Origin of the sequence: Stenotrophomonas sp. PE591 (genome assembly GCF_018320795.1) — a bacterium.
Taxonomy (GTDB): Bacteria; Pseudomonadota; Gammaproteobacteria; order Xanthomonadales; family Xanthomonadaceae; genus Stenotrophomonas; species Stenotrophomonas maltophilia.
This window is the reverse complement of sequence record NZ_JAAOKO010000002.1, coordinates 656339-673834: the sequence shown is the minus strand read 5'-3', so window position 1 is coordinate 673834 and position 17496 is coordinate 656339. Positions and strand designations below refer to the sequence as shown.

Below are 17496 nucleotides of genomic sequence, written 5' to 3'. Positions count from 1 at the left end.
CAGTCGACTCTACCCAGTCGACTCTACCCAGTCGACTCTACCCAGTCGGCTCTACCCAGCCGGTTCTACCCCGTCGGCCCTATCTGGGCAACGCAAACGCAATTACGTAATCGCCGTTCGGGGTTTCCATGAAATGGTGGCCGCCGGCCATGATCACCACGTACTGGAGCCCACCCTGCTCGTACACCATCGGGTTGGCCTGACCGCCGGCAGGCAGCTTGGCATGCCAAAGCTCCTTGCCGGTCTTCAGGTCGATGGCGCGCAGCAGGTCATCGGTGGCGGCGGCGATGAAGATCAGGCCGCTGGCGGTCACTACCGAACCGCCGTTGTTCGGCGTGCCGATCTCGATCGGCAGGTTGGAACGGATGCCGAACGGTCCGTTGCCGCGCGCACTGCCAAACGGTCGGTCCCACAGCAGCTTGCCGGTGCGCAGGTCGATGGCACGGATACCGCCATAGGGCGGCTGCTTGCACAGCAGGCCAGTGAACGGCAGCCGCCAGCCGGCGTTGACCTGGATGGCGTAGGGCGTACCCACCTGCGGGTCGCCCGCGCCTTCGGCACCGCCCTTGTCGAACCGGACCTTCTCGCGCGGCAGCCAGCCCAGCCGGTCGGCCTCCGCGCGTGGCACCAGCCGGTTGTAGTTGGGCATGTCGTTGTAGTTGGCCACGATCACGCCGCGGCGCGTATCGATGGATACGCTGCCCCAGTCCGAGCCGCCGTTGTAGCCGGGGTACTCGATGGAATGTCGGTCGCTGCTCGGCGGCGTGTAGAACCCTTCGTAGTACGCCTTGCGGAACTGGATGCGGCAGACCAGCTGGTCGATCGGGGTGATGCCCCACATGTCACGCTCGGTCAGGTCATGTTCGCGGCGCAGCGTGTGGTACAGCGAAAACAGCTGGGTGGGAGAACGCTGCTCGGGTTCGACGCCGCCGACCGGCACCTTGCGCTCTTCGGCCGCGGTCAGGAGCCGGCCATTGCGGCGATCGAGGATGTACATGTCACCCTGCTTGGTCGGCAGCAGGATTGCCGGCACCTTGCCCGCCGCCGTCGGGTAGTCGATCAGGCTGGCCTGCGAACCCAGGTCGTAGTCCCACACATCCTTGCGCACCGCCTGGAAATGCCAGACCGGCTTGCCGGTGGCCACGTCGATCGCCACCAGCGAGGTGGAATAGCGGTTCTGGTTTTCCGTGCGCGAGCCGCTCCAGTAGTCGCCCGCGGCATTGCCCAGCGGCAGGTAGACCAGGCCCAGCGCTTCATCACCGGTGGCGGTGGTCCACATGTTGGACGTGCCGCGCGTGTAGGTCTGCTCGCGCGGCGGCAGGCCGCTGCGCTCGGGCTGGTCCATGTCCCACGCCCAGCGCAGCTTGCCGGTGATGGCGTCGTACGCCTGGATCACGCCAGAGGGCGCATCGCGGCGCTGCCCATCCAGCACCTGATGACCGGTCACGATCACGCCGCGCACGATGGCCGGCGGCGAGTTGATCGACACGTAACCCAGTGGCACCTCGCCCATGCCCAGGGTGATGTCGACCTGCCCGTTGTTGCCGAAATTCGCGCAGGGGCGGCCGCTGTCCGCGTCCACCGCGATGATGCGACCGTCCAGCGTGCCTTCAATGATGCGCGCCCAGCACGCCGGTCGACTGCCCGGTGCAGCACTGCGGGTGACACTGGGCGGCGGCTCCGGCAGGGCCAGATCGGCAGCGACATCGGCCAATGCCGCGTCGGCAAGGGTCGGCGTGCTGGGCTGTTCGTAATAGCTCACACCACGACAGGCAGCGGTATAGGGAATCGAGGCATCCTTCACCTTTGGATCGAACCGCCACAGTTCCTTGCCGCTGCCAGCATCAAGCGCGATCAGGCGGTTGCGCGCGGTGCACAGGTACAGCCGATCGCCGATCTTCAGCGGCGTGGTTTCCGCGCCCCAGCGCTTCTTCGGCATATCGCCCGTACGGAACTGCCAGGCCGGCTGCAGCGTGGCCACATTGGCCGGGGTGATCTGCTGCAGCGGCGAATAGCGGGTGCCTGCATTGCTGCGGCCCCAGGCCGGCCAGTCGCCCTCGGCGGGCTGGTCAGCCGGCTGCAGGCCCGTGGTATCGCGCGTAGGTTCCAGTCCGGCGCTGACTGCGCCTTCCGGGAACGGCAGGTGCCCGTCCACTTCCCCATGCGGGGCAAAGGCCAGGCCGAAGGCGGCCACGAACACCAGCATCAGCACGCCCGCCACGCTGCGCGACAGGCGTTTTGAAACCGGCTCGCGCAGCGTCGGCGCCAGCAGCGCCAGCACGATGCCGAGCGCGGTCACCAGCCCGAGCCGCGGTACCCAGCGCCAGTAGTCGCTGCCCGATTCCCACCAGGTCCACAGCAGCGTGCCGAAGAACACCAGCGCATACAGCAGCGCGCCGCTGCGGCGGTTGCCGAACAGCAGGATTCCGCTGGCCAGCAGGCCGAGTCCGGCGATGGCGTAGTACGTCGAGCCGCCAAGGCTGAGCAGCCACGCGCCGAGCCCGCCGATGACCAGGCCGAGCACGACCAGCAGCAGCGACAGCACGGTGACGAGGGGATGCCGGGAGGCGCGAACGGGAGCAGGAGCGGACTGCGGCGTGGCGGACATCGTCGATCTCCGGGGGCAGCATGCGCCGTTATCCCACCGCCTGCGTGAAGCGCGCGCGTATGCGTGGCACCCGGATACGACGACGCCGGCACAGAGCCGGCGTCGTCGGGTACCTCAGGCTCGCGGCAGGATCACTCCTGCGCGGCGTCCTCGCTGCTGGCAGCAGCCGGTGCGCCGTCGGTCGTGGCCGGGGCGGCGGCAGCCACCTCGTCCTCGTCCTCGTCGATCGAGGCATCCATGCGCTCCACCGCCTGCAGCTTCTCGTCCTTGGAGAGGCGGATCAGGGTCACGCCCTGGGTGTTGCGGCCGACGCGGCTGATTTCCGAGCCACGCGTACGCACCAGGGTGCCACCATCGGAGATCAGCAGGACTTCGTCGCTGGAGCCCATCAGCACCGCGGCGACCAGCTTGCCATTGCGCTCGGTGGTCTGGATGCCGATCACGCCCTGGGTGCCACGGCCCTTGCGCGGATAGTCCGGCAGCGGGGTGCGCTTGCCATAGCCGTTCTCGGTCGCGGTGAGGATGTACTGAACGCTGGCGTCGTCGGCGCCGTCGATCACCGCATCGCCATTGCCGGCGGCTTCCTCGACACCGCTGTCGTCCTCGTTCTCGTCCTCGATGCCACCGGCACTTTCGGCCACGATCAGGCTGACCACTTCCTCGCCGGCCGGCATCTTGATGCCCCGCACGCCGGTGGCAGTACGGCCCATCGAGCGGACCTTGTCCTCGCCGAAGCGCACGGTCTTGCCGTTGGAGGCGAACAGCAGGATGTCGCGCTGGCCGTCGGTCAGGCCGACGCCGACCAGCGCGTCGCCCTCATCGAGGTTGATCGCGATCTTGCCGCGCGCCAGACGGAAGGCGAACTCACCCAGCGGGGTCTTCTTGACCGTACCGTTCTTGGTGGCGAAGAACACGAACTGGCCATCGGCGTAATCGCGCACCGGCAGTACGGCCTGCACGCGTTCACCCGGTTCCAGCGGGATCCAGTTGATGATCGGACGGCCGCGGGCGTTGGAGCCCGCTTCCGGCAGCTGGTAGACCGGCAGCCAGAACACCTTGCCCGAACTGGTGAAGGTCAGCAGCGTGTCATGCGTGTTGACCAGCCACAGCTGTTCGATGAAATCCTCTTCCTTGGTCGCGGCCGCACTACGGCCACGACCACCACGGCGCTGCGCGCGGTACACGCTCACCGGCTGGCGCTTCACGTAACCGGCATGCGACACGGTGACCACCACGTCTTCCGGCGCGATCAGGTCGAGGATGTCCAGGTCTTCTTCGCTGTGGCGGATCTCGGTACGACGCTCGTCGCCGAATTCGGCCTTCACACTGACCAGCTCTTCGCGGATCACCTGCAGCAGGCGGTCGGGATCTTCCAGGATGTGGATCAGCCCGGCGATCACTTCCAGCAGCTGCTTGTACTCATCGGTCAGGCGGTCCTGCTCCAGCCCGGTCAGGCGGTGCAGGCGCATTTCCAGGATCTGGGTGGCCTGGATCTCGGTCAGCTGGTAGCCGCCCTCGATCAGGCCCACGCCCTTGGGCAGGTCTTCCGGGCGCGAGGCTTCGGCGCCGGCGGCACCCAGCATCGCACCGACCAGGCCCGGCTCCCACACGCGGGCCAGCATGCGTTCGCGTGCTTCGTTCGGGTTCGGCGAGGTCTTGATCAGTTCGATCATCTCGTCGATGTTGGCCAGCGCGACGGTCAGGCCTTCCAGCACGTGGGCACGGGCGCGCGCCTTGCGCAGCTCGAACACGGTACGGCGGGTGACCACTTCGCGACGGTGGCGGACGAACGCCTCCAGCATCTGCTTGAGGTTCATCAGCTGCGGGCGGCCATCGACCAGCGCCACCATGTTGATGCCGAACACCGATTCCATCTGCGTCTGCTGGTACAGGTTGTTCAGCACAACCTCGGCAGATTCACCGCGCTTGATCTCGATGTAGATGCGCATGCCGTCCTTGTCGGACTCATCGCGCAGCTCGCTGATGCCTTCGATCTTCTTTTCCTTGACCAGCTCGGCGATCTTCTCGATCAGACGCGCCTTGTTCACCTGGTAAGGAATTTCAGTGACGATGATCGATTCGCGGCCGTTGTCGGCCACTTCGATATCGGCCTTGGCACGGATGCGCACGCGGCCACGGCCGGTGCGGTAGCCGGCGACGATGCCGGCGGTGCCGTTGATGATGCCGGCGGTCGGGAAATCCGGGCCCGGGATGTACTCCATCAGGCCGTCGACGTCGATCTCCGGGTTGTCGATCAGCGCGATGCAGGCGTTGATCGATTCGCTCAGGTTGTGCGGCGGGATGTTGGTCGCCATGCCCACCGCGATACCGGCCGAACCGTTGACCAGCAGGTTCGGGAACCGGGTCGGCATGACCGTCGGCTCCAGTTCCTTCTCGTCGTAGTTGGGCTGGAAATCGACGGTTTCCTTGTCGATGTCCGCCATCAGCTCATGCGCCAGGCGCGACATGCGCGCTTCGGTGTATCGCATTGCCGCGGCGGAGTCGCCATCGATGGAGCCGAAGTTACCCTGGCCATCGACCAGCATGTAACGCAGCGAGAACGGCTGTGCCAGGCGCACCAGCGTGTCGTACACCGACTGATCGCCATGCGGGTGGTACTTACCGATGACGTCACCGACGATACGCGCCGACTTGAAGTAGGGCTTGTTGCTGTGCGCGTTGAGTTCATTCATCGCGAACAGCACGCGGCGATGCACCGGCTTGAGGCCGTCGCGCGCATCCGGGAGCGCGCGGCCCACGATCACGCTCATGGCGTAATCGAGGTAGCTCTTGCGCATCTCGTCTTCCAGGTTGACCTGGATGATTTCCTTGGCGGTTTCTGCCATTCGGGTTCCGTTGTCTGGTAGCGGTCCAGTCCGGCGCAGCCCCCTGCGGGAGGGGGTCGTGCCGGAACCTCGATTCAACCTGCGGATATTACCACAACAGGCCGTTTTCCGCCTCCCTTTACGGGTATTTTACCTGCACAAATCAGGAACTTAGGGGGTTGCCGGCCCGCGGCCGGCACCACCGGGGGGCGGAGGTCACGCGGCCCCTCCCCGCGCGTCAGCCGCCGAAGGCGGCGCGCATGTTCTCCGGGGTCGGGTTCAGGATCACGCCGCGCTCGGTCACGATGGCATCGATCAGCTCGCCCGGGGTGACGTCGAACACCGGGTTCCAGGCAGCGATGCCCTCTGCCACCGTGCGGGTGCCGCCCACGCCGTACAGCTCGCCCGGATCGCGCTGCTCGATCTCGATCTGGCTGCCGTCCACGGTCTCCATGTCCACCGTCGAGGACGGCGCCACGACCATGAACTTCACGCCGTGATGGCGGGCGGCGATGGCCAGCTGATAGGTCCCGATCTTGTTGGCGGTATCGCCGTTGGCGCAGATGCGGTCGGCGCCGACGATCACCCACTGCACAGCGCCGGTCTTCATCAGGTGCGAGGCGGCCGAATCGGCGATCAGCGTGGCGTCAATGCCATCCTGCTGCAGCTCCCACACGGTCAGGCGCGCGCCCTGCAGCCACGGACGGGTCTCGCCAGCGAACACGCGGGCAATGCGGTGCTGGGCCATGCCGGCGCGGATCACGCCCAGCGCGGTGCCGAAGCCGGCGGTGGCCAGCGAGCCGGTGTTGCAGTGGGTCAGCACGCCGCTGCCGGCTTCGATCAGGCCTGCGCCCAGCGCGCCCATGTGGCGATTGGCGGCCAGGTCTTCCTCGGCGATGGCCTGCGCTTCGGCCTCCAGCTTCGCCTTCCAGTCAGCACCGGCGGCATTCAGGCAACGGCGCATGCGCGCCAGCGCCCAGGCCAGGTTGACGGCAGTCGGACGCGAAGCGTTCAGACGCTGCAGCGCCGGTTCCAGCTGCTGCAGCGCGTGCGCACCGTCTCCAGCCTGCACGTCACGTGCGGCCAGCACCACGCCCCAGGCGGCGGCGATGCCGATGGCCGGCGCACCGCGCACGGTCAACGCGTGGATGGCTGCAGCCACTTCGTCACTGTCATGGCAGACCACATGCTCGACCACGAACGGCAGCTTGCGCTGGTCCAGCAGTTGCAGGGCATCGCCGGTCCACAGGATCGGGCGGATATGGTCGTAACGGGCGTAGTCGATGTCGGAGGCAGTGTTCATGGGCCCATTGTAGGGCCACGCCCCCCGGGGTTGGAGCCCGCCCGGGCTCAATTCACCGAGAACTCGGCGCGGCAGCCACCGTCCACCCAGATGCCGTTGCGGTTCCAGCCCCAGGTACTGCCTTCCTCGCACGGGGTGCTGGACAACTGTTCGGTGACGACGGCGCCGACCGAAATGCTCGCGCCGCAGAAACGGCGCTTCTTCGACTTCGATTCACAGGTCAGCCGGCGTGGTACGTCAACGAATCGGCCGTCCTCGTCAGCCACTTCGAAATCCCCCTGGCAACCGCGGCTGGTCCAGACTTCATTGCGCTTGTAGCCCCAGCCCTGCCCTTCGCGGCATGGCAGCGCCGACAGCTGGCGCAGCAGGCGCACTGGCGCGCCATCCAGGCGCACCGGGCAGCTCTGCGGGCGACCATTGGATTCACAACGCACCACGCGACGGACCAGGCGCTTGCCCTCGCTGGCTACCGGTGCGCCACCCGCAGCGCGGCGTGCGCGGAACTCGGCGCGGCAGCCCAGCGTGACCCACACGCCACTGCGGTCGGTGCCCCATTCGCTGCCACGGATGCAGCTGCTGTTGGAAAGCTGGCGCACCAGGTCGACGCCGTTGCTGACATCGATATCGCAATGCACCCAGCCCATGTCGCGTGATTCGCAGGTCACCACTTCACCGTCGTAGCCGGCCTGCTGGGCAGATGCCGATGACGGCAGCCAGGCACCCCAGAGCGCGATGGAGTAAACCGGTGCAGCGACAACCGCAAACCACTTGACCAAAGCCTTCCCCAGCAGTAATGGATGAACTGCGTGCCAGTGTCCGGCATCTGCCGTGATAAGAGCATCATCCTGCTTACCGAAGCAAGCGCGGAATCGCGGAATTCCGTTCAGTCTTTGACGTTCAGGAACGCAGGTCGCTCATGCGTGGGCAAAGTCGTAGGCCAGCACGTCGGCGATGCGCGGCGTGCGGTTCATCGCCATCAGGAGGCGATCGACCCCCACCGCCACGCCCGCGCACGCCGGCATCGATGGCAGCGCGGCCAGCAGCGCCTCGTCCAGCGCCGGTTGCACCTGGCCACGTTCATGGCGTCGCTGCAGGTCACGCTGGAAGCGCGCGCGCTGCTCGTGGGCGTCGTTCAGTTCGTGATAGCCGTTGGCCAGCTCCACCGCGCCCAGGTACAACTCGAAACGCTCGGCCAGGGGTGGTGTACCGGCACGGATGCGCGCAAGCGCCGCCTGGCTGGCCGGCCAGTCATGGACCACGGTCATCACTGCGTCATCAAACTGCGGCTGGATGCGATGGGTCATCAACAGGTCCAGCCAGTCGTCGCGGGTCAAACCGACCGGATCGATGTGCACATCACCCAGCGCGGCCCGCAATGCAGCCTCATCGGCCTTGAACGGGTCAACGCCCACATGCTGCTGGAACAGCTCGCGGTAGCTCAGCACGCGCAGGGTCGCACTGCGCCCGACCAGCGCCAGCGCCTGGCCGATCAGCTCGGCGGTCTCCTGCACCAGGCGATGATGCTCCCAGCCAACCCGGTACCACTCCAGCATGGTGAATTCCGGGTTGTGGCGGCCGCCCGCCTCGCCATTGCGGAACACCCGGCCCAGTTCGTAACAGTCACCCACGCCCGCCGCCAACAGGCGCTTGAGCGGATACTCCGGCGAGGTGCGCAGCCAGCGGCGGCGTCCGCCGGCATCGACATGGCCGGTGAAATCGGTATGGAAGCTGTCGATGTTCGGCTCGGTGTTGCCGGCCACCGACAGGATCGGCGTTTCCACTTCCAGCACATCGCGTTCGGCGAAGAAGCGGCGGACCAGCGCATTGAGCGCGGCGCGCTGCTGCAGCGCGCGCAGCAGGGCCTCGCTCACAGGATGCCCTCCGGGCGCGGGTGGTCCAGCGGCAGGGTCAGCAGATCGCGGGTGTCATCGATGTAACCGCTCGCCAGATAGAGGCGACGGGCCAGCTCGTTGTGGTGGTTCACTTCCAGGCGCAGGCGGCTTACGCCGCGGCCCCGTGCCCGCTGTTCGCAGATGGCCAGCGCCTGCTTGCCGCGGCCGCGACCACGCGCACGATGGCTCAGGTACAGCTCGTCCAGCAGCATGAAGTGGCCGCCCTGCTCCAGGCTGAAGCCCATCGCGATCACTGCGTAACCGACCACCTCGGCCGCCTCGTCCAGCCACAGCAGCACTTCGCCGTTGCGTGGGTCGGCCAGCAGCGCATCCACGCCGCGACGCACGCGCGCGTCGTCGAAGTCGATCCTGTCTTCGGCATAGAACTCGCGCATCAACGCGATCAACAGTTCTTCGTCGGCACGGGTGGCCAGGCGGAAATCCAGTGGGGCAGTCTGCATCGGTATTCCTTTGTGCTTCATGCCGGGTGCCGGGCACCCGGCGGCGTCATCATTCGTGTTCGGCAAGATAGGCCAGCAGGCGGTCCTCATCCCACACCGGCACGCCCAGCGACTGTGCCTTGTCCAGCTTGGAGCCGGCCTCGGTACCGGCCACCACGAAGCTGGTCTTCTTCGACACACTGCCGGAGACCTTGGCACCCAGCGCTTCCAGGCGTTCCTTGGCGACATCGCGGGTGAGCTGGGCCAGGGTGCCGGTCAGCACCACGGTCTGCCCATCCAGCGGACCCGCCACGATCTCGGCCAGCGCCGGCGCCTTGGCCAGGATCTCCCGCATCGCGTTCTCAGCGGCCAACAGCATCGCACCGTGGCCATCAGCGTCCAGCCATTCGGCCAGACCGCGCGCGGTGTCATCGGGCAGACCGGCGTTGACGAACTGGCCATGCTCGGCGTCGAGCACCGCCTGTGCGCCGGGAAGCGCAGCCACCAGCTTTTCGGCGCGCAGGCGGGTGATGCCGGGGATCTCCGACTCGACCAGCAACTGCGCCAGATCCAGCCCGTCGCGCAGCTTGGCACTGGGCGCATGCACGTCGCTGATGCGCACCTGGCCGACCTGCAGCAGGTCATCGATGGCCTGCTGGTTGCCCTGCTGCTCGAAGAAGTGGCCAAGCGAACGCGCCACTTCGCCACCGATGTCCGGCACACGCTTGAACAACGGCCACGGCAGGTGACGGATCAGCTCCAGGTCACCGAACCACTGCGCCAGCGCCTTGGCGGTACTTTCGCCCACATGCTCGATGCCGAGCGCGAACAGCAGGCGCTCCAGCGTGGCCGCACGACTGGCGTCGATCGCCGCGATCAGGTTGTCGGCCCACTTGGTGGCGATCTTCTTCGTGTTCCATTCGAAGCTGGCCGGCTGCGCCAGCGCCTGCGCGCGCCAGCCCGGATCGTTGCCGTCCAGCTTGAGCACCGCATTGAGCACCGCACCACTGCCCTCGGCGGGAACGTGCAGCTTCAGCGCCGCTGCCAGCGCCGACGGCTCCTCGGCGTCGAGCACCAGCTTCAGGTGCAGCAGCGTATCGCGGCTGAGCCGGTACAGGTCGGCCACGCTCTTGACGATGCCCGCGTCCACCAGGGTTTCGATGTACTTGTCGCCGAGACCGTCGATGTCCATGGCGCGGCGCGAGGCGAAATGGGCAATGGCTTCCTTGCGCTGCGCCGGGCAGGACAGTTCGCCCGAACAACGCCACGCCGCCGCCCCCTCCTCACGCACGATCTCCGAGCCGCACACCGGGCAGCGCGTCGGCATCTGCCACGGCGTGGTGCCCTGCGGGCGGCGGTCGAGAATGACGCTGACCACCTCGGGAATCACGTCGCCAGCGCGGCGCACGATCACGCTGTCGCCGACGCGCACATCGAGGCGCGCGATCTGGTCGGCGTTGTGCAGGGTGGCGTTGGACACGATCACGCCAGCCACAGCCACCGGCGCCAGTCGCGCGACCGGCGTGGCAGCACCGGTGCGGCCGATCTGGATCTCGATCGCCTCCACCGTGGTGCTCTGTTCCTGCGCGGGGAACTTGTGCGCGATGGCCCAGCGCGGCGCACGGGAGACGAAGCCCATCGCCTGCTGACCCGCACGGTCATCCAGCTTGTAGACCACGCCATCGATATCAAACGGCAGGCCGTCGCGGCGTTCACCGATAGTGCGGTAGTAACCGAGCAGGCCGTCGGTGCCCTCCACCACTTTGCACAGCTCACTGACCGGGAAGCCCCAGGCGCCGAGCTGGGCCAGGGTGCCCGAATGGGTGTCCGGCAGCTCGCCGCCCTGCACTTCGCCGGTGCCGTAGGCGAAGAAACTCAGCCTGCGCTGCGCACTGATCCTCGGGTCGAGCTGGCGCAGCGAACCGGCCGCCGCGTTGCGCGGATTGGCCAGCACCTTGCCGCCCTGCAGGCGCGCACGTTCGTTGTAGGCCTCGAAGTCGGCGCGGGCCATGTAGACCTCGCCGCGCACCTCCAGCACATCCGGCCAGTCCTTGCCGTGCAGGCGCTTGGGAATGTCACCGATTTCGCGCAGGTTGGCGGTCACGTCCTCGCCGGTACTGCCATCGCCACGGGTCGCGCCAAGCACGAAATGACCGTCCTCGTAGCGCAGGCTGATCGCCAGGCCGTCCATCTTCGGCTCGGCCGAGAACCGCAGGCTGCGGCGGCCCAGGCGCTCATCGATGCGGCGCACGAAATCGGCCACTTCCTCGTCGCTGAAGGCATTGGACAGCGACAACATCGGTACCGCGTGGCGCACTTCCGGGAAGCGGCCAGAGGGGCGCGCACCGACCTGCTGGGTCGGGCTGTCGGCACGGGCCAGTTCCGGGTGCTCGCGCTCCAGCGCTTCCAGCTCGCGCACCATCCGGTCGTAGTCGACGTCGGGGATCTCCGGCGCGTCCAGCTCGTGGTAGGCGCGGTTGGCCTGGGCGATCTGCCGGCGAAGGTCTTCGGCGCGTTCGGCGGGGCTGGGGCTCATCGGGATCCGGTGGTTCTGGGATGGCCGGGGATTCTACCGCGCCCGGCCGTCAGGCCCTGTAACGCCCCCGCCTTTGCAACGTCGAGCGTGCTCGACGGGCACTCCCCGCTCCGGTGCCAACCTTCTCTCTCATTCCGATAGGTGCCAACCTTCTCCCTCGTTCCGGTAGGTGCCAACCTTGGTTGGCACATCTGCATGGCGCGACGCCCCAAAAAGCAGCTTGCCGCCCACCCTCGCCGGCGCTAGCGTGCGACGGTCTGCCCTTCGGAATCCTGCCCGTGACCCTGCCCGCTTCCCGTCGACGCTTCCTGCAACTGGCCGGCGCCGGCCTCGCCGTCGCCGGCAGCGGGCTGCCGCAACTCGGCCATGCCCAACCCGCGACTGCCGCCGCCCCCGCCCCCGCCGAGGGCGCGGTACTGCTGAACTTCAACGAATGCCCCTACGGCCCCTCGCCCGCAGCCCAGCAGGCGGCACGCGACAGCATCGCCGGTTGCGGCCGCTACCGTTTCGCACTGGCCGGTCAGGTGCGCGACGCCTTCATCGAACAGGCGCGCATTCCGGCCGATCACGTGCGGCTCTATCCGGGCTCCAGCGAACCGCTGAACCGGGCCGCCGTGCTGTGGACCGGCCCGCAGGCGGGACTGGTGGTGGCCGACCCGACGTTCGAGACGCTGGGCGAGGTCGCCGCCGCACACGGTGCATACGTGCAGAAGGTGCCGCTGCGCAACGATGGCGCACATGACCTGCGCGCGATGGTGGCCGCCGCACACGCGCGCCCGACCGGCCTGCTGTATGTGTGCAACCCGAACAACCCGACCGGCTCGATCAGCCCGCCGGATGAGCTCGCCTGGCTGCTGGCCCACAAGCCCTCGTCCACCCGCGTACTGGTCGACGAGGCCTACCTGCAGTACAGCGAGCAGCCGAGCCTGATCGCGCAGGTAGCGCAGCGCGATGACCTGATCGTGTTGCGCACGTTCTCCAAGCTTTATGGCATGGCCGGCCTGCGCCTGGGCGTGGCGGCCGCGCATCCCGACCGCCTGCGCGAACTGGCCAGCCTGGGCGACAACCCGCTACCCGTGCCAGCACTGGCCGCAGCACTGGCCAGCCTGCAGGATCCTCAGTTGATCGCGCAGCGGCGCCTGCAGAATGCCGAGGTGCGGCAGGCCACCGTCGCGTGGCTGGGCAGGCGTGGTTTCAGCTGCGTGCCGTCGGAAGCGAACTGCTTCGTGGTGGATGTGCAGCGCGACGGTGCCGCCTTTGCCAAGGCGATGGCAGACAACGGCGTGATCATCGGCCGCAGCTGGCCGATCTGGCCGCAGCGCGTGCGCGTGACCGTCGGCACCGAGGACGAGATGGCCGCGTTCCGCGGGGCATTTGCCAAGGTCGCCGGCGTACCGGCCTGACCCTGTTGGTGGGGGCGAACCTTGGTTCGCCCCATCCACGCATGGCGTGGATCCACTGTTGTGGGTGCCGACCGCTGGTCGGGGTGGGTGCCGACCGTTGGTCGGCACACCATGGCGCTCACCAGCGCGGGGTCTTGGTCAGCGGCGGTGCCTGGTGCTGGCGATCATAGGCACGCAGTTCGTCACGGATGTGCGCGATGCGCTGCCGGCCGAGAGCGTTGCGGCTGTCGTCCAGCACCACGCCGTCGAGCAGCTCGGCCATGCGCTGCACGGTGGGCAGCATCTTCTCCCAGGCATCCAGCGCGGTCAGCGGCGCCGGCAGGGTCAGGAAGAAGGCGATGGCCGGGGTCTCCATGGCGCGGATGTTGGCCATGTCGAAGCTGCCCGGCTTCATGATGCTGGCCATCGAGAAGATCGGGCCGCGCTCGGGGTGGCCTTCCACCAGGCGGTGGAACACGTTCATGTGGCCGAACACCAGGCCGGTCTTCTCCGCCGCCACCACGATGTCTTCGCCACGCAGCTGTTCGCCGGCGCGAGCGGCCACGAACAGCGACACGATCTTGTCGAAGTCCTGGGTGGCGCGCTTGCCAAGGTCGCTGGCCGCGCCGGCGTCGGTGTCGGCCAGGCCAAGCTCGGCCTGCTCGCCTTCCGAGCCCATGCCCGGCTCTACGCGGCCATCGGCCACAGTGACGCCATCATCGCCCAGCACCGGCTCGCGACGCTCGCCGCCGGTCGGTTCCGCGCTTTCCACGCGACGCCCCTGGGGCTTCTTCTTCGGACGGCCAAACAGGAAGATCGCAGCGATCAACAGCAGGCCGGCGGCCAGGATGCCGATGCGCAACAGTGCCGTGTCGGACATTCGATAGGTTCTCCGGCTAGTTCATTCAGGTAATTAGGATGGCACGTCAGGCCGCGCCCGCCAATCGTGCGGCTTCTTCCAGGTCCACGCTGACCAGGCGGCTGACACCCGGTTCGCGCATGGTCACGCCCGACAGCTGGTGCGCAGCCTCCATCGTCGCCTTGTTGTGGCTGACGAACAGGAACTGCACCTTCTCGCTCATTTCCTTGACCATGTTGGCCAGGCGACCGACGTTGGCTTCATCCAGTGGTGCGTCCACCTCGTCCAGCAGGCAGAACGGTGCCGGATTCAACTGGAAGATGGCGAACACCAGCGCTACTGCGGTCATCGCCTTTTCGCCGCCGGACAGCAGCGAGATGCTGGACACGCGCTTGCCCGGCGGGCGCGCCATGATGGTCACGCCGGTGTCGAGCAGGTCTTCACCGGTCAATTCCAGGTAGGCGTGGCCGCCACCGAACAGGCGCGGGTACAGCGCCTGCACGCCGGCGTTGACACGGTCGAAAGTGTCCTTGAAGCGGCCGCGGGTCTCGCGGTCGATCTTCCGGATGGCATCTTCCAGGGTTTCCAGCGCTGTGGTGAGGTCGGCGTGCTGCGAATCCAGGTAGTCCGAGCGCTGCGACGCCTCGCCGTACTCGTGGATGGCTGCCAGATTGACCGGCTCCAGCCGGCGCATGCGGGCATCGATCTGGTGCACGGCCTGCTCCCAGTCGCCCAGGCGGGCATCCTCGGGCAGTGCGTTGAGTACGTCCTGCAGCACGAACCCGGCCTTTTCCACCGCCGCCTGCAGGGTATCCGCGCTGAGCACCAGCGCCTGCTGGTCGAGCTTGCGCTGCGAAATACGCTCACGCTGGGCCAATGCCTGTTCGTCGCGCTGGTGGCGGGTCTGTTCGTAATTGCGCAGCTCGGCGTCGATGCCGTCCAGCAGCGTGCGCGCCTCGGTCAGCACGCGATCAGCGCGCACGCGCTCTTCCAGCGCATTCTGGTGTTCGGCCTGCAGCGCTTCGACCGGCGAATCACCTTCGTCCAGCTGCGAATGCAGCTCGCCCAGCCGCGAATCCAGCTGCCCGCGCTGGGTGCCCATGCGCTCCAGCGCCTGGCTCAACGAGGCCAGCTGCGCACGCTGCGATTCCAGGGTCAGGGCCAGCGAGTGCGCGCGCTCGCGTACCGCACGGGCGGCGTCGCGAGCCAGGTCGCGCGCCTCGGTCAACTGGCGGCGCTCGCCCTCCAGCCGCTGCCGGGTCGATTCCAGGTCGCCCATGCTGCTGACCGCGTTCTCCAACCGCGAGCGCGCTTCACGCGCTTGTTCGTTGTTGGCTTCAATGGTTTCCTGCAGCTGCTTCAGCTCGCCTTCGATGCGATCGATGCGCGTGCGCGCTGCCTCCACCTTGCCCTGCTGGCCCTGCAGCTGGCCGGCCAGTTCGGACACCGCGCGATGGGCCTGGTACAGCGCACGCTGCGCGTCTTCGCGCTGCTGTTCGGCAGCCTGCAGCTGCTCTCGGAAGCCGGCCAGCTGTTCTTCCAGTTCGGCCTCGCGGTCCTGCAGCTGCTCGATCTGCTCACGCAGTTCCTGGATCTCACGTTCGCGCAGCAGCGCGCCCTGCGCGGCGGCACCGGAGCGCGATACGCGCAGCCAGCCCTGGCCCAGGCGCTCGCCACTCTGGGTGATGATCGAATCGCCTTCCGGAAGGCTGGCCTGCAGCGCCTTGGCCTCGGACAGATCCCTGGCACCGTGCAGGTGTGCCAGCAGGCGCCGGATCGCTGCCGGGCCACGCACGCGTGCAGCCAGCGAGGTCGGCGCGACCTTCAGGTCTGCGCCATCGTTGGCGACCAGCGCAATGTGGCCCTCGCCCAGTTCGCCCAGCGCGTCGACCAGGCTGGCCGGGTCATCGACCAGCACGCCTTCGATCAACTGGCCGAGCGCGCTTTCCACCGCGTTTTCCCAACCGGCATCGACATCCAGGCGTTCGCCGACACGCGCCGCCGAGTCCAGCCCACGCGCCTTCAGCCAGGCCACGGCAGCACCCTGCTCCTGGCCCAGCGCGGCCTGCTGCAGGGTTTCCAGCGAAGCCAGGCGACCGCGAAGGCCATTGGCCTGCTTGCGCAGTTCGGCCAGTTCGTTCTGGCCATTGCGCTGCTGTTCCTGCACCGCCGCCACGCCCTGCTTGCGCAGCTCGACGTCTTCGCTCAGTTCATCCAGCGCGGTCTTCTGCGTGTCGTGCTGCAGGTGCAGCTGCTCGAAGGCTTCTTCCAGCGCATCCACGTCCAGCCCGGCGCGCTCGGCGGCCAAGGCTTCACGACGCCGGTCGGCATCGAGGATCTGCTTGTCCAGGTAGTCCACGCGCGTGCGCTCGACGTCGCCGGCGCGCGAGGCTTCCGAACTCTGCGAGGTGTGCTGTTCCCAACGCTGCTGCCAGCTGGCCAGCCGGTCTTCAGCCTCGCGCAGGCTTTCCTGCTTTATCTCGTTTTCTTCCTGCAGTTCTTCCAGCTGCGGGGTCGCGGCCTCTACCGCCTCCCGCAGCACCCTCAGCTTGGCCTCGTCGCCACTGATGTGCTGCCCCAGTTCGGCCAGGGCCTGCTGGGTTTCGTCGCGCGCCTTGTGCAGGCGCTGCGACAGCTCGCGCTGGTGCTGGATCTGCTGCTCCAGCCGGGCCAGCGTGCTGCCGACCTGATAGACCGCCGCCTGCGCGGTGTTGAGCGCATCGGCGGCCTCTTCGCGACGCACTCGCGAGGTTTCGATGCGGGCCTCTGCGTCGCGCTGATCGGCGATCAGCTGCTGCAGCTTGGTCTCTTCCTGCGACAGGCCTTCGCGCAGCTTCGACAGGCGCCCATCGAGGCCACGGAATTCCAGCGCCTTCCACTCGGCATCCTTGATCCGGCGCTCTTCCTGCAGGGCCTGGTACTGCTCGGCCTGCTTGGCCTGGCGCTTGAGGTGTTCGAGCTGCTTGCTGATCTCGTCGCGCAGGTCACCCAGCCGGTCCAGATTCTCACGGGTGTGGCGGATGCGGGTCTCGGTCTCCTTGCGGCGCTCCTTGTACTTGGAGATGCCGGCTGCCTCTTCCAGGTACACGCGCAGGTCTTCCGGGCGCGCCTCGATGATCTGGCTGATCATGCCCTGCTCGATGATCGAGTAGCTGCGCGGGCCCAGGCCGGTGCCGAGGAACAGATCGGTGATGTCGCGACGACGGCACTTGGTGCCGTTGAGGTAATAGTTGCTGGTGCCGTCGCGGCTGACCGTGCGCTTGACCGAGATCTCGTTGAACGAGGCGTACTCGCCGGAAATCGTGTGGTCGGAGTTGTCGAAGATCAGCTCGACCGTGGCCTGCGACACCGGCTTGCGGGCATTGGACCCGGAGAAGATCACGTCGGTCAGCGAGTCGCCACGCAGGCGGCTGGCCGAACTCTCGCCCATGACCCAGCGCACGGCGTCGATGATGTTCGACTTGCCGCAGCCATTGGGCCCCACCACGCCGGTCATGTTGGTCGGCAGGTGCAGGGTGGTCGGATCGACGAACGACTTGAAGCCGGACAGCTTGATCGTGGAAAGACGCATAGGGGTTCCGGACTGGGGCCGGCAAGCGGCCTGCGTTTACCCTCCAAGCCATTGATCCTGTTGGGATCGATGCCCGTGGA

The 17496-nt window shown here is 67.4% G+C and carries 10 protein-coding genes; 1 reads left to right on the top strand and 9 read right to left on the bottom strand.

Annotated features, from left to right (window positions below):
• Positions 1–79: 79 nt before the first annotated feature.
• The 7 genes from JLDANKMP_RS08330 to ligA form a co-directional block, all read right to left on the bottom strand.
• Complete coding sequence (locus JLDANKMP_RS08330; RefSeq protein ID WP_212560897.1) at positions 80–2608, bottom strand: membrane-bound PQQ-dependent dehydrogenase, glucose/quinate/shikimate family; 2529 nt, start codon at positions 2606–2608, stop codon at positions 80–82.
• Positions 2609–2739: 131 nt separating this feature from the next.
• A complete protein-coding gene (gyrA, locus tag JLDANKMP_RS08325) occupies positions 2740–5454 on the bottom strand; it encodes a DNA gyrase subunit A (protein ID WP_024957224.1) in 2715 nt (904 codons plus the stop codon).
• A gap of 217 nt (positions 5455–5671) precedes the next feature.
• Positions 5672–6736, bottom strand: coding sequence for an S-methyl-5-thioribose-1-phosphate isomerase (mtnA, locus tag JLDANKMP_RS08320; protein ID WP_212560896.1), 1065 nt, complete (start codon positions 6734–6736; stop codon positions 5672–5674).
• A gap of 47 nt (positions 6737–6783) precedes the next feature.
• Positions 6784–7512, bottom strand: a complete 729-nt coding sequence (locus tag JLDANKMP_RS08315; protein ID WP_212560895.1) for a DUF3011 domain-containing protein — start codon at positions 7510–7512, stop codon at positions 6784–6786.
• A 138-nt stretch (positions 7513–7650) separates the two neighbouring features.
• Entirely contained in the window at positions 7651–8607 is a 957-nt protein-coding gene (gene epmA, locus JLDANKMP_RS08310; protein WP_212560894.1) for an EF-P lysine aminoacylase EpmA, read from the bottom strand.
• Entirely contained in the window at positions 8604–9089 is a 486-nt protein-coding gene (locus tag JLDANKMP_RS08305) for a GNAT family N-acetyltransferase (RefSeq protein WP_005413904.1), read from the bottom strand. Before JLDANKMP_RS08305 ends, epmA begins: the two co-directional genes overlap by 4 nt.
• Before the next feature lie 49 nt (positions 9090–9138).
• Complete coding sequence (gene ligA, locus JLDANKMP_RS08300; protein ID WP_212560998.1) at positions 9139–11610, bottom strand: NAD-dependent DNA ligase LigA; 2472 nt, start codon at positions 11608–11610, stop codon at positions 9139–9141.
• A gap of 272 nt (positions 11611–11882) precedes the next feature.
• Here ligA and JLDANKMP_RS08295 point away from each other — a divergent pair, with 272 nt between their 5' ends.
• Positions 11883–13007 carry a pyridoxal phosphate-dependent aminotransferase gene (locus JLDANKMP_RS08295; RefSeq protein ID WP_212560893.1) on the top strand — a complete coding sequence of 375 codons (1125 nt, stop codon included), beginning with the start codon at positions 11883–11885 and terminating at the stop codon, positions 13005–13007.
• A gap of 118 nt (positions 13008–13125) precedes the next feature.
• Here the strand turns inward: JLDANKMP_RS08295 and zipA are convergent, their stop codons facing one another.
• Complete coding sequence (zipA, locus tag JLDANKMP_RS08290) at positions 13126–13866, bottom strand: cell division protein ZipA (RefSeq protein ID WP_005410225.1); 741 nt, start codon at positions 13864–13866, stop codon at positions 13126–13128.
• A gap of 46 nt (positions 13867–13912) precedes the next feature.
• Positions 13913–17416, bottom strand: a complete 3504-nt coding sequence (smc, locus tag JLDANKMP_RS08285; RefSeq protein ID WP_212560892.1) for a chromosome segregation protein SMC — start codon at positions 17414–17416, stop codon at positions 13913–13915.
• Positions 17417–17496 lie beyond the last annotated feature (80 nt).